The sequence below is a fragment of the Rahnella inusitata genome, assembly GCF_018288855.1.
In the GTDB taxonomy this organism is placed as follows: domain Bacteria; phylum Pseudomonadota; class Gammaproteobacteria; order Enterobacterales; family Enterobacteriaceae; genus Rahnella; species Rahnella inusitata.
The window spans coordinates 349,233-362,826 of sequence record NZ_CP065025.1 but is presented as its reverse complement, the minus strand read 5'-3'; the positions used below and the strand labels follow the sequence as shown (position 1 = coordinate 362,826).

General features: G+C 53.2%; 9 protein-coding genes. 4 read left to right on the top strand and 5 right to left on the bottom strand.

Going from position 1 to position 13,594, the window contains the following annotated elements; all coding sequences use genetic code 11:
• Window positions 1–51: 51 nt before the first annotated feature.
• Entirely contained in the window at window positions 52–633 is a 582-nt protein-coding gene (locus tag I2123_RS23475; RefSeq protein ID WP_213052619.1) for an LUD domain-containing protein, read from the top strand.
• Between the two features lie 145 nt (window positions 634–778).
• Entirely contained in the window at window positions 779–1,855 is a 1,077-nt protein-coding gene (locus I2123_RS23470) for a coiled-coil domain-containing protein (protein WP_213052618.1), read from the top strand.
• Window positions 1,856–1,875: 20 nt separating this feature from the next.
• On the opposite strand, the gene I2123_RS23465 is transcribed toward I2123_RS23470, so the two are convergent.
• From I2123_RS23465 to I2123_RS23450, 4 genes are all read right to left on the bottom strand, one after another.
• Window positions 1,876–2,631, bottom strand: coding sequence for an alpha/beta hydrolase (locus tag I2123_RS23465; RefSeq protein ID WP_112163945.1), 756 nt, complete (start codon window positions 2,629–2,631; stop codon window positions 1,876–1,878).
• A gap of 159 nt (window positions 2,632–2,790) precedes the next feature.
• Window positions 2,791–5,280: a fimbria/pilus outer membrane usher protein gene (locus I2123_RS23460; RefSeq protein ID WP_213052617.1), complete on the bottom strand. Its 2,490-nt coding sequence runs from the start codon at window positions 5,278–5,280 to the stop codon at window positions 2,791–2,793.
• A 10-nt stretch (window positions 5,281–5,290) separates the two neighbouring features.
• Window positions 5,291–5,989, bottom strand: a complete 699-nt coding sequence (locus I2123_RS23455) for a fimbrial biogenesis chaperone (protein ID WP_213052616.1) — start codon at window positions 5,987–5,989, stop codon at window positions 5,291–5,293.
• A 49-nt stretch (window positions 5,990–6,038) separates the two neighbouring features.
• The gene (locus tag I2123_RS23450; RefSeq protein WP_213052615.1) at window positions 6,039–6,524 is read right to left on the bottom strand and encodes a hypothetical protein; all 486 of its coding nucleotides are present in this window, start codon (window positions 6,522–6,524) and stop codon (window positions 6,039–6,041) included.
• 725 nt (window positions 6,525–7,249) lie between these two features.
• Between I2123_RS23450 and pqqU the strand changes: the two genes are divergently transcribed.
• Together pqqU and I2123_RS23440 are read left to right on the top strand one after the other, a co-directional pair.
• Window positions 7,250–9,403 (top strand): TonB-dependent receptor PqqU, encoded by a 2,154-nt coding sequence (gene pqqU / locus I2123_RS23445; protein WP_112163949.1) that lies wholly within the window; start codon window positions 7,250–7,252, stop codon window positions 9,401–9,403.
• Window positions 9,404–9,587: 184 nt separating this feature from the next.
• Window positions 9,588–11,981 (top strand): glucose/quinate/shikimate family membrane-bound PQQ-dependent dehydrogenase, encoded by a 2,394-nt coding sequence (locus tag I2123_RS23440; RefSeq protein ID WP_112163950.1) that lies wholly within the window; start codon window positions 9,588–9,590, stop codon window positions 11,979–11,981.
• Window positions 11,982–12,051: 70 nt separating this feature from the next.
• Here the strand turns inward: I2123_RS23440 and I2123_RS23435 are convergent, their stop codons facing one another.
• Window positions 12,052–13,473 (bottom strand): MFS transporter, encoded by a 1,422-nt coding sequence (locus tag I2123_RS23435; protein WP_213052614.1) that lies wholly within the window; start codon window positions 13,471–13,473, stop codon window positions 12,052–12,054.
• Window positions 13,474–13,594 lie beyond the last annotated feature (121 nt).

The window sequence follows — 13,594 nt, the reverse complement described above, 5'->3', positions numbered from 1 at the left end:
CGGGGAAACCTGACTCCGGCTTTGTTTTCCTCCGTCAGATAAGGATAGCGCATGAGCCGCAGCGATTTCCTGACCGCCCTCCGTCAGCATAAATTCATCCACGCGTTGTTCCCGCATGACGACGCCCTGAACGATCCGGTCGACGCCTTTGCCCGCGCGCTAACCCTGACCGGCGGAATATGGGATGACACCTTTCTGCATTCACCGGCCACCGGTTCCGCCACGCTGAGTGCTTATCTTCGCGCCAAATACCCCGCCGGTTCTGTCTTCTGCTCTGCGACACCACAGGTTTACGGTGACCGCATTTTGCATGCCGATACACTGACATCATCTCTGAAAGAGGTGGACGTCGGCGTGGTAAGGGCGCGTTTTGGCGTGTCGGAGACGGGCGCGGTATTTCTGAGCGAGGATCACTTATGCGTTAACGAGCTCAGCACTCACGCCCGCCATTTAGTGGTTCTGCTGGATACGCGAAATATCCTCGACCATCTCCATCAGGCGCATAAACAAAACAGATACTTCAATGCCCGCTACACGCTTTTGATCGCTGGTCCGACAGCGCTCGCCGACAGCGAGAATGCGTTGATATCAGGTGCGAAAGGGGTGGAGAGTTTACGGGTGGTGGGGATGTGAAGTGAGTGCGTTTAGTTAATCACGACTGCCCCTTTCCCCTGGCCAGAATATCTCCGATAAATAAAATAAATCCTATCTGATACAATAAGTAAACCGGTGCAAAACGCGCCTGCCCTGACGTTTACTGCAAATGAGCGCGACAAACATGAGCGTGATACAGAGCCTTATCAAACAAGCATTTGGAACCGGTAACAGCCACGAAGCAGCCACTTTCCTGGCCAGCGCGTGCAACCGGATGAAGGCTATGGATAAAACGACCATCGCCCGCGAAGTGGAAAACGCGCTCAGAGGCGTCAGATTCAACCGCGCCGAGCCGGGTAAGGCAGAAGTAAAAACCGTTTATAAAGACACTGCCGTCACGCTCGAAAGACTCGCCTCTCTGGAAAAACAGCTGCGCAGCCTGACTCACGAACTCGCCGTTGCACGCCACCAGACCGGCAGCAGCAACAAGGAAGATGTTCTACGAATGGAAGCGGAGTTGTACCGTCTGAACACGCGGGTAAGCGAGCTGCTGCGCCAGTCTGACCTACAAAAAAAGCAACACGCCGACGAACTGGCGCTGCTGCGTTCACGTCAGCGTGCAGCCGGGAGCTCCAGCTCTCTAGAAATCGAGGCCGCCAACCGCCTGATTGCCTATACCGGCAGTCAGATGGCCGCCATGGCAGCGGCGCGTGACAGCTTGCAACAGCGTTTAACCGTTCTGGAAGTCGATTCGGCGCGCCGTTTGCGGGAGGAAGAGGATAAACGTCACGCCGCCAATCGTCGTGCTGACGGGAATTACGCCCTGCTGGGGCAGCAAAAGGAACTGACTGCCCAGGCCAACCTTAAAATCAGCCAACTGCGTGCCAGCCTCAAGCTCGAAGAGTATGAAGTGCAGAATGCGAAAAATGAAAAGGCGAAACTGAACAAGCAAATCGCTGAGCTGGAAGATGAAAATAGCCGCCTGGTTGAGCAGTTTCGAAACAACGAAGAAAACGGCGAGCGCCTGAGTAACACGCTGGATCGGACAAACCAGGAGTTTGCCGCCTACAAAGCGAAAAAAGAGCGCTTAACCCGCTGGATCCACATGCCCGGCGCGATGATGGGCATCTCCGTGGTGGCGCTGGTCTTGTACTCAGATGCCCAGCCAGGGCACCTGTATGACAGTCTCGTCCCCGCCGCTTTTCTGGGCAGTGTCGTTTACGCCCTTTCCCTGATGATTGCGTTAACGCGCAGAGCCTAGCGGGGACAGGTTTTACCCTTTTACTTCGCGCCCAATGCCGCCTGTTCAATCAGCGCCGCGACCTCTTTGGGGTGCGATTCATACACCGAATGACTGGCGCCAGCGATTTCTACGGTGTGGCTGTGCGCGCGTTTGGCGTACATACGTTCTAAATCCGGGTTAATGATTTTGTCGGCCTTTGCGACCATGTACCAGCTGGGTTTCACCTTCCACGCCGGATCGGGAATGTTGGCGGTGAAGACGCTGGCGGAGGTAAGCATTTGCGCTTTTGCCTCGAACTCAGCCTGCTTCAAAGGTAAATCTGCGGCGAAGTCAGAAGGGAAATTAACCGGGTTGATGTAGAGGAAACCGTCCGGCGTTTTTGCAAATGGATGCGCCGCGTTAGGAAATTTTTTGCCGTTGATCGCTTCTGTTTCACCGTTATCCAGCGCATGTGCGGCGATGTAAACCAGCCCGGCGACGTGGGGATCGTTACCCGCTTCGGTGATGATCGCGCCGCCATAGCTGTGGCCGACCAGAATCGTCGGGCCGTTCTGCATCGCCAGAATACGTTGGGTAGCTGCCACATCTTCAGCGAAGGACGTCAGCGGCTCTTGCACCAGCGTCACGTTATAGCCGTCGTGGGTAAGAATATCGTAGACCGGACGCCAGCCCGATCCGCCTACAAACGCACCGTGAACCAACACAATATTTTTCACCGGCGCAGCCGTTGCCGCCTGAGAAGCGAAAGCCGCAGCAGCGGCTACTATGAATGTTGAAGCTAAACGAAAACGCATGGCAATTACCTCGTGGAGTCGGAAATAACATCAGTGTGTGCAGCCACGATGCGCGTCTGGCTCTGACAGCGGCGTGACGCACTGATGACATAAACGACATTGATTGCCAGTTGTTTCGATGGCTTCATTCCGGTCTGGGCGGCATATTTTGGTGAAAACCTACAAGCATTGCGCGTTGAGAACATACAGTCCGCTATGTTCGGTTGCCTGCGTTTTGTCGAACGTCACATTGCATTCACTCTTTTCGCCGATGTTAACCGTCAGTATTTGCCTGTCTTTAACGCCACTGACATATATTTCGCCATCACTGTTAGCAATGCTGTTCGCGTCGTTTGCCAGCGTTGAGCCAAAGGGTAAAGGTTTTCCGTTGCGTGTAATGGCGAAAAGTACCCGATAACCGACGCTGGTTTGGAACTCGGCTAAAGCCAGCGCGCCGTGCGTTGGGATCACCGTTTTTTGTGTATCCAATATTTCGGTGTAATCACCAAAAGAGCTGGCATCCAGATTGATATTGCTTTGGCGGTATGCCTGCGCGGTGGGAACGATCGCGTGGCCCTTCCGGTTGGTGACCACATCTCGCCGGTTTTTGACTTTGACCCCTGCACTGCCTTCTGTTTTAACCAGCACGGCGGAAGTTGATTCAGAAAGTATGTTAGGCGCGAGGGTGATGCCATAGGGATGAGCCACCACGGCGCTTTTCCAGCGCCATTGATAGCTCTGACTTTCACTGTTCATGTTGCTGTAACCCAACATGCCTTGCCCGACAGGGGAAGAATAGGTCGCGCTGATGGCCTGACTCCGGGAGTGGCGCCCGTCGGTGGTGCGATCAAAACTCTGCGAAACGCTGTAATCCAGCGGTAAGTCTTTGGCAGAACCGGTTACCCGGCTGGTCAGTGAATTATTACCCCGGCTGGACTGTGTGTAACTGTTATAAAGTCTGGCTGAGGGGGCATTTCTGGAGAAAATGCTGAACGGAATGCTGACGGTGGCACCCATAATATTTTCTGTCACCTGGGTATATTTGTTCTCACTGCGGTTAACGCTCAGCGTCAGCGAGGACCCCAGGACTTGCGTGTTCCAGCTTGCAGAGTAACTCAGCCGGTCGCTCTGCATGTTGTAATATTTCTTGTCATAAGCACTGATGCGCAACGTCCCCCAGTCGGCCAGATTTTGCGAAGCGGAGAGGGAGGTTGTACTTTTTACCGAATTCTTTTTAGAGGTCGTGGAATACTGGTTGATGTCGTCAAAGGTGTAAAAATCTCTGGTGTAGTTTGCCCGGCTCAGGCTCAGATAAGTTTGCGTTGGCGTTAAATACTTCTGGTACGTCAACTGCGTAAAATAACCTTGTTTGTCGCTGCCATCGGCCAGCACAGATTTTGCGCCACCGGCAATCGGCGTCAGCGATCCCAGATTCCCTAAATTAAGACCCATGCCAAGCGCTGCGTGTTGATAATCCTCACTCATCAATGCGCCGCTCAGGACAGTCGCGGTGTTATTCGCGCCATAGATCAGTTCACCCTGCACGAAACGTTTACGGGCATCACGGTGTGTCACGTTGCGGGAACTGCCGTCTGACCAGGTATCCGTATCGTTATCATGCTGCCCGATACTCAGGCTGTATTTCATATTTCCGGGGCGCAGCAAGGTTGCCGATGTGGAAACAGGTACGGTGAAGGTTCGCACCGTGCCATCTTCTTCCGTCACACTCACGTCCAGCTCTCCGGCATTGGACACGCTCACATCGCGAAGAACAAAATCTCCCGGTGGCACGAATGTCTGGTAAATCATGCGGTTATTCTGACTCACCTGTACGGTGGCATTGCTTAAGGCGGTACCCTGAATCTGTGGCCCGAAGCCATTATCACGAGAAGATTGCATGGCTGAGATGGATTCCAGGCTGGCACCGATAAAACGAATACTCTCGATAACCAGCCCTGTGGTTTCCGTTTCACCTGCACTGAATCGTGAGAGCAGGCTCTGAATGTCGCGGCTGACCCAGGTTTTATCTGAAGTAAAAGCCGCCGAGTAAGCGGTCTTCTGATAGTAACTTTTGTTACGTATCCGCCATGCGCCCAGATTTACGCCGTTAGTGAGATTCACGTACTGGTTTTCACTGTCACGTCCGTTCTGGCGTTGGGTCTGATAACCACTGGCATTGATGTTAGTGAATACCATTGGCAGGCCGTGATCCCATTCCTGCGGCAACGTTTCGCCTTTTGGGAGCAAATAATCGGCGGGTACGGTGATGTTCAGGCGTCCGGAAAGCACATCGGCTTCAACACGGGTACCCGGCAGCACTTTGGTGATGTCGCTGACAGGCTGGTCATCTGCCAAGTGTTTAAGGCCCGGCAAGGTATGCGTTCTCAGCCTCATTTCCTGCAATAGCGGCTTCGTTATCTGCGGTATAAATTGTTCATCTTGCTGGATAAATACTACGTTCTGGTGTGTGACAAACTTCCGGTTCACATAAATGTTCACCGGATAACTACCGGGGATTTGCTTTCCCGCGCTCATACGTAAGTCACTGGCGAGATTACGCTTTTCTTCTTCGCTGATCTCGAGGCTGTTGAGATCGAAGAAAGAATCCTCCGCCCACGCCAGGGGCGTAGTGAGCGCACAGGCCATCCATAGTCCTGTTCTTATCTTCACGGTTCAACTCTCAGCGAAGCTGGACGGAACGTGGCGTAAGCAGAGCACCACGATCACCGATGGCCGTCAGCGTGACATTGCGTAATGCCGCATTGTAAGGCAGCGTGACTGCGCCTAAGGGGGGGACCGTCCCCAGAACAGACAGGCCATTTGCACCGAGATTTGCACCGTTGAGTGAGATCTGGCCGATGTTGACGTAATAGGGGGTCGGATTCGTCAACGTAAGATACTTCCCGTCGCTTTTGATTTGTAATTTCTGATACGCCAGAGCAGCATCGTGATCGCTAAGTGATGCAGGACGATAGATAAATTTAATGATGCTCTGATTATTCACAACGAGTTTGGCACCTTCCGCATCAGTCTGAGAGGGGATGCTCAGGAGATTCAAACGGAAAAGTGTCTCTTTATCTTGCGCAAAGTTCTGTCTCCCTGAGTTAATTACCCGTAAATTTGCCGAGCTATTCTGAGCCATCTTGAAGAGTGGAGGTGTGAGCAAAAAAGGTGACGATGTAAGTTTGTTGTTTTCCTGGTCTGACATCCATGCCTGAATAAGGAATGATTTATTGGATGAAGTGTTTTTTAGGCTAAGGGTGGCTTCTTTTTGCTCTTGCTTAAATATAATTCTGCTGGAAGATAATTGTACGGCGGCACTGACGCTCAGAGATGAGCATAATAATAGCGCGGTAAGAAATACATTACGTTTTTTCATTATGTCATCAACCGGAGAAATAAATGAATATTTCCCCGGTTATCCCTCATCAGTTGTAGGAGTGGGCTAAGGTCAGTGTGAAGGTATGATCTTCTACCGCGTTGGCATGGGTGATGCCAGCCTGAGGTGTGATTTGATAGTACAGCGTGGCGGTGGAGCTGCCGCCTGCATCAGCCGTACTGCCAATAAGCGCAACGGGTTCACTTGACGGGTCCGCGTACGTTCCCTCTGCGGATCCTACCGCCATGCTGAGTGCCGAAGAGCTGGTAGCCAGTGTTGAGACGGTAACCAAAGGTGTTTCACCTGCAGCACAGTTCTCAAGCGTCAGTTCCAACGAATCGCTGACCGAAGCCGCGCTGACGAAATCGTTATAACTCATTGCCTCACGCTGATGAGTCAGGCTGTCGGTTGCGACTGAGCACATGCTGGCCGTTATTTCCTGCGTTATATTCAGCGTATCGTCTGCGAAAACAGGGGCTGACATTAACGCGGTGGTCGTCAGTAGCGGTGTTAATATGACAGCGATTTTCTTCATAAAATACTTCCCTTTACTAAGGTATATAAAACTACGTGTTTAAAATGGCAGGTATAAAACTTCAGACCTGGTGTGGTCGCATTAAATATATTCGTACGTTATTTTTATTTCCTCTGGTGTTGAGGGTGAATGCAGAAAAATAGCGTGAACTACATTTTAAATGAATGCTGTTCTTATTTTCTGCAAGAGCAAGGATAATTATTATCCTGCTCAGGCTTCGGGGGGAAGAGTAACAATATTACCCTTGCGGCGCACCCCAAATAGATTATCTTCTTTTTTGTTTACCTTTCATTACTTAACTTTAGACAATCTCTCAAACGTTGTTTTGCAATTAATTTTGTTGTTATGAGACTTAATTAATTTTGTTTATATCTCTGGGAGGTATTCGCAATTTCCTTATAGAGTGGCGAAAATCCTTAACATATACGATGCTCAATAAGTGTGCAGTGTTTGCAGCGGTCAGGATGACTTACCCCGTTAAGGGACATCGGAAGATTGAAAAAACCGTATGAATGCACCTTGCGTGCGGAATTTTGTTAAATAATTACATTCGTAAAGTTACGTATGTACTAACAGGAAGAAAATAACTATAGTTAGCGCCTTCCTGATTCTCCATCAGATTGATGGTTTTTTGTCTACTCCTAAAGTCTAAAAGTGAGATGTGCGTCGTATTTTAGCGCGACCCGTCAGCTCGCACTTTTAGCTAACAAGAAAGAACGCCTAAAGTGAACGCCAAAACCTCTGCTTTTATCATCACCTTTTTGTCATTTTGTAGCCCTGTTTCAGTCAGTTACGCGCTGTCAGCCACCGATACGCCAAAAAGCGACACCGATGACACCTCCGACTCGTCTTCACTGATGATCATCAAAAAACAAGGTGCAACCGGCCTGTCCGAACTGGACACCCCGGCGGCGGTGAGCGTTATCGACGGTGAGGATTTCCGTAACAGCAAAGCGCAGGTCAATCTTTCCGAAAGCCTCGGCAGCGTGCCAGGCCTGCAGGTTCAGAACCGTCAGAACTATGCGCAGGATTTACAACTTTCCGTTCGCGGTTTCGGCAGCCGTTCGATGTACGGCGTGCGCGGTGTGCGGATATACGTTGATGGTATTCCGGCCACCATGCCGGACGGGCAGGGGCAAACCTCGAATATTGATTTGAACTCGGTAGAGCGCGTTGAAGTCCTGCGCGGGCCGTTCTCGGCACTTTACGGTAACGCCTCCGGTGGCGTGGTCAACGTCGACACCCAAACCGGTACCCAACCTGCCACCCTTGAAGCAGGCACTTATTTCGGCAGCTACGGATCATTTCGTAACAGCGTTAAAGCCAGCGGCGCAACCGGCGACGGTACCCACGCGGGCGATGTGAATTACCTGATCTCCGGTTCACGCTTCACCACCGATGGTTACCGCGATCATAGCGGTACGCAGAAAAATCTGGGGAACGGCAAACTGGGTGTGCGTATTGATGACGCCAGTACCCTGACGCTGATGTTCAACAGTGTTTCCGTCGATGCCAACGATCCGGGTGGCCTGACAGAATCTGAATGGCACGATAATCCTAAACAGGCGACACGCGCCGATCAGTACAACGCCCGTAAAAGCCTCGATCAGACGCAGGTCGGTCTGCGCTATCAGCGCCAGATGACCGAGAACGACGAGTTCAGCCTGATGACCTATCACGGCGAACGTCATACCACGCAATACCAGACCATTCCGGCCACGGCGCAGAAAAATCCGCTGAATGCGGGCGGCGTGATCGTGCTTGAACGTAAATACTCCGGTGTGGATACCCGCTGGAAACATGACGATCAGATCGGCTCCGTGCCATTCTCGGTTACCGGCGGTGTGGATTATGAAACCATGACCGAGCGTCGTTTCGGTTATGAGAACTTCAACGACCAGGGCGATTTGGGCGTGAAGGGCAATGAGCGCCGCAATGAAAAGAACGTGATGTGGAATCTCGACCCGTATTTGCAGACCACGTGGAACCTGACGCCGCGCTGGACGCTGGACGTCGGCGCGCGCTACAGCACCGTTAACTTTGATTCTACGGATTACTACATCACCGGCACCAATCCTGATGACAGCGGTTCACGCCGTTATCACAAGCTGCTGCCAATGGCGTCATTGAACTACGCGGTGACACCGGCGCTGAATACTTATATTTCCGCCGGTAAAGGTTTCGAAACGCCGACAATTAACGAACTTTCTTACCGTACCGACGGCAACTCGGGTCTGAATCTCGGTCTGCAACCGTCGACCAGCAATACGGTTGAACTCGGCAGTAAATGGCGTGTTGGCAACGGTCTGGTGACCGCCGCCGTCTTCCAGACAGATACCGACGATGAGCTGATCGTTGCGCAAAGCGTCGGTGGACGTTCGAGCTATACCAACGCCGGAAAAACCCGTCGTCGCGGGCTGGAACTGTCCTTAGATCAACAAATTGAAGAGAACTGGCGCGTGAAAATGGCCTGGACCCTGCTCGATGCAACCTTCCGCAATGAGACCTGTGGATCCGGCGACTGCACGCCTGCGGGCAACCGCCTTCCGGGTATCGCCCGTAACATGGGCTACGCTTCATTAGAGTGGGCACCGGTCGATGGCTGGCACGCCGGGGCAGATGTCCGCTACATGAGCGATATTCAAGTGAATGACGAAAACAGCGAACAGGCTCCCGCGTATACCGTGGCCAGCGTGAATGCCGGTTATCGCTTCAACTGGGACAAAGTGACGCTCGACCTGTTCACCCGCGTTGACAACCTGTTTGACAGAAATTATGTCGGATCGGTCATCGTCAATGAAGGGAATGGCCGCTACTTCGAACCGGCGCCGGGCAGAAACTACGGTGGTGGCGCGACGCTCTCTTACAGCTTCCAGTAAGTTCGTGTTCATGAAATACCGAATTTTCAGTCAGTAAAAGTAAAGCACCTCGCGACGTTGCCGCCAGATTACCTGTGTCAGTCGGCAGCGTGCGCACGGAATGACACCCGGTGAGAACCGGATGTTCTTGAAGATTTAGCTCATCCTAAATCGACGATTATAAAAATCAGTAAGGTCATCAACTATGGAAACGAAAGCCTCGTTATCACGCATCGTCGTAATAATTACCGCTTTGTTCGCCGCGTTAAGCGGGATTTATCTTCTTGTCGGCGGTATCTGGCTGGCAAAATTAGGTGGTTCTCTTTATTACATTATTGCCGGTGTGGTATCGCTGGTTACTGCGTGGCTGCTGTTCCGCCGTCGCGCTTCTGCATTACTGCTGTATGCCGTATTCCTGTTCGGCACCACGGTCTGGGCTGTCTGGGAAGTAGGTACAGATTTCTGGGCGCTGACGCCGCGTCTGGACGTGACCTTCTTCCTCGGTCTGTGGATCCTGTTGCCGTTCGTTTACCGTCAGATGGCGGCTAAAAATGCCTTCGCACGCGGTGCACTGGCGCTGTCACTGGTTTTCACCGTGGCTGTGCTCGGTTACTCCATCTTCAATGACCCGCAGGTGATCAACGGCACGATTAAAGCCGCAGACTCTGCTCCGGCAAAATCTGATTCCGGCATTCCTGACGGTGACTGGCCTGCCTATGGCCGTACTCAGGGCGGTACCCGTTACTCGCCTCTGAGCCAGATCAACGACCAAAACGTCAGCAAGCTGGATGTTGCATGGACTTTCCGTACCGGCGACCTGAAAACGGCCAACGATCCGGGCGAAATCACTGACGAAGTGACGCCAATTAAAATCGGCGACATGCTTTACCTGTGTACGCCGCACCAGAAGCTGTTTGCTCTGGATGCCGCGACCGGTAAAGAGAAGTGGAAATTCGATCCGCAGCTCAAGCCGAACCCGACCTTCCAGCACGTGACCTGTCGTGGTGTGTCTTATCATGAGACCACGCCTGCCGCAGAAGGCACCGCAGCGAACGGCGCAGCACCTGCTGTGTGCGCACGCCGCATCATTCTGCCGGTCAACGATGGCCGTCTGTTTGCGCTGGACGCTGAAACCGGTGCACGTTGCCCGGCATTTGGTAACAACGGTGAACTGAACCTGCAAAGCAATATGCCGAATGCAGTGCCGGGCCACTACGAGCCAACGTCACCGCCAATCATCACTAAGTCTGTGATCATTGTGGCCGGTGCGGTAACCGATAACTTCTCTACCCGCGAGCCTTCTGGTGTGATCCGTGGCTTCGACGTTGAGAGCGGTAAACTGCTGTGGGCCTTCGATCCGGGTGCGGCTGAGCCAAATAAACTGCCAGCTGACGGTGAGCACTTCACACCAAACTCCCCGAACTCATGGGCGCCAGCGTCTTATGATGACAAACTGGATCTGGTGTATCTGCCAATCGGCGTCGCGACTCCGGACATCTGGGGCGGCAACCGTACACCAGAAATGGAACGTTTTGCGAGCGGCCTGCTGGCGCTGAATGCCTCTACCGGTAAACTGGCCTGGTTCTACCAGACTGTTCACCACGATCTATGGGATATGGACGTTCCGGCGCAGCCAACGCTTGCGGATATCACCGATAAATCCGGTAACAAAGTCCCTGCGATTTATGTACCGACCAAAACCGGTAACATCTTCGTGCTGGACCGCCGTGACGGTAAGCTTATCGTTGATGCACCAGAGAAGCCTGTTCCACAAGGCGCGGCGAAAGGCGACCATGTTTCTCCGACTCAGCCATTCTCCAAACTGACGTTCCGTCCGGAAGCCAAACTGACCGGCAAAGACATGTGGGGCGCAACGATCTACGACCAGCTGATGTGTCGTGTGATCTTCCATAAACTGCGTTATGAAGGCACTTTCACACCGCCATCCGAGCAGGGCACTCTGGTATTCCCAGGTAACCTCGGGATGTTCGAGTGGGGTGGTATCTCTGTGGATACCGATCGTCAGGTGGCTATCGCTAACCCGATCGCACTGCCGTTCGTGTCTAAACTGATCCCACGTGGCCCTGGCAACCCAATCGAGCCAGACGCTAACGATAAAGGTGGTTCCGGTTCTGAGTCAGGTATCCAGCACCAGTACGGCGTGCCATTTGCCGTGACGCTGAATCCGTTCTTGTCTCCGCTGGGCTTCCCTTGTAAACAGCCTTCATGGGGTTACATTTCCGGCGTTGATCTGAAAACCAACGACATCGTGTGGAAAAAACGTATCGGCACCGTGCGCGACAGCTCACCGCTTCCGTTACCGTTCAAAATGGGTATGCCAATGCTTGGCGCACCGATTTCCACTGCCGGTAACGTGTTCTTCATCGCAGCAACCGCAGATAACTACCTGCGCGCGTTCAACATGAGCAACGGTGACAAATTGTGGGAAGCACGTCTGCCAGCAGGCGGCCAGGCCACCCCAATGACGTACTCTGTAAATGGCAAACAGTACGTTGTCATTGCAGCAGGCGGTCACGGTTCGTTCGGCACCAAACTGGGCGATTACATCATCGCTTACGCACTGCCAGACGCTAAGTAATTGCGCTGAAGTGCAGGAATGAGAAAGGCCGCGAAAGCGGCCTTTTTTTATGGGTGCTGATCCTGTTGCGTTATTTCTGTTCCTGAACGTGAGTGCGCAGGCTGCCTAAGCGGCTCACGCTGATCGCAATCGCCAGCACCGTCGCTGTCACCGCAATCCACAGACTCAACTGAACGGCGTGACCTTCCTGCATTGCACCTCGGCTTGCCATAATCGAGAGCATCACTCCTACTACCGCCGCGCCCAGACACTGGCCGAAGGTGCGCATAATCGCCAATATGCCGGATGCGTAGCCGCTGTTTTCACGCGACGCGTTGGATAACATCTCACGGTTGTTCGGGCTCTGAAAACAGCCGAAACCGATGCCGCAAATCAGGCTTCGCACGCCGATATCCCACGCTTGTGGATTTTCAGGAAGCTGCGCCAGTAACACCAGTCCGATGGCAAAAACGCTTAAACCCACAGTTGAGATGATCGCTGCCGGATAGCGATCGGCGAGGCGTCCGGCGTGAGGTGCAGCGAGAATAATCCCGATAGGCCAGGGCGTGAAAAGCAGTGCCGAAACAAAGGCGCTATAGCCGTACACGCTCTGAAAGAGGAAAGGCAATGCCACAAAGGTGATGCCCTGACTGACAAATGAAGCCAGTGAAGTGAGCGCCGCCAGCGAAAAGCGTGACGATGCAAACATGCCCAGTGGCAGGAGCGGCTTCGGCGCGCGGCGCTGACGCCAGATAAATGCAAGACCGGCGAGGATGGCGGTCAGCCCGTAGATTACGGCGGTCATCAGGTCGTCATTGCCCGGATGCGAGAAGGCGTCTGCCGCCATGATTAATGCGCCCAGAGTGACCGCCGAAAGAAATGCACCGGCGAAATCAAAAGGTTCACGCGTTTTTGCCGGATTATTTGGAATGACGCGCAGAGTCAGGATCACCGCAATAATTCCTAACGGGATGTTGATCGCGAATAACCATTGCCAACTCATCGCCGACAAAATCGTGCCGCCCAGTACCGGTGCCACTGCGGTGCTGGTGCCAATCAGCAGGGCGTTGATACCGAGTATTCGCCCGAGCAGACGGTTGGGAAAGACCGAACGGAGGATCGCGGGGCCGATACTCAGCGTCGCCGCGCCGCCGATGCCCTGAAGAACGCGCATGGTCACCAGCATATCCAGCGAGGAGGATAACGCGCAGCCCACCGAAGTTAAGGTAAACACCGTCAGGCCGAGGGCGAACAGCGAGCGAAATCCGATACGGGTGGCGAGCGCGGCAAATATTGCCAGCGTCATGGCGGCGGACAGCAGATAGCCGTTCGAAACCCAGACCGTCGCACCGGCGGAAACGTCCAGCGTCCGCGCAATCTGTGGCAACGCAATGTTCACCATCGATCCGTCGAACACGGCCATGGTGGTCATCGTCATCACTGCGGCCATCGCTAAACCGCGCTCGCGGCCCGGCAGCCCTTCATCGCCCGGCTGATCGGTAAATAATGCCATGTCTTTATGCTCTCTCAAAAATGTGGAATGCGGGCACTATAGCCCTGTGTGAGATGCGGCGGAAGGCGCAGCATTTGCACTTAATACCTGCACCAGACGCCTTCTCTCAAAATTCAGCCTG

What these genes read in the sequence shown, in the direction of transcription:
- I2123_RS23475 (WP_213052619.1), top strand. Translation starts at nt 52, where the DNA reads ATGAGCCGCAGCGATTTCCTGACCGCCCTCCGTCAGCATAAATTCATC.
- I2123_RS23470 (WP_213052618.1), top strand. Translation starts at nt 779, where the DNA reads ATGAGCGTGATACAGAGCCTTATCAAACAAGCATTTGGAACCGGTAAC.
- I2123_RS23465 (WP_112163945.1), bottom strand. Translation starts at nt 2,631, where the DNA reads ATGCGTTTTCGTTTAGCTTCAACATTCATAGTAGCCGCTGCTGCGGCT.
- I2123_RS23455 (WP_213052616.1), bottom strand. Translation starts at nt 5,989, where the DNA reads ATGAAAAAACGTAATGTATTTCTTACCGCGCTATTATTATGCTCATCT.
- I2123_RS23450 (WP_213052615.1), bottom strand. Translation starts at nt 6,524, where the DNA reads ATGAAGAAAATCGCTGTCATATTAACACCGCTACTGACGACCACCGCG.
- I2123_RS23440 (WP_112163950.1), top strand. Translation starts at nt 9,588, where the DNA reads ATGGAAACGAAAGCCTCGTTATCACGCATCGTCGTAATAATTACCGCT.
- I2123_RS23435 (WP_213052614.1), bottom strand. Translation starts at nt 13,473, where the DNA reads ATGGCATTATTTACCGATCAGCCGGGCGATGAAGGGCTGCCGGGCCGC.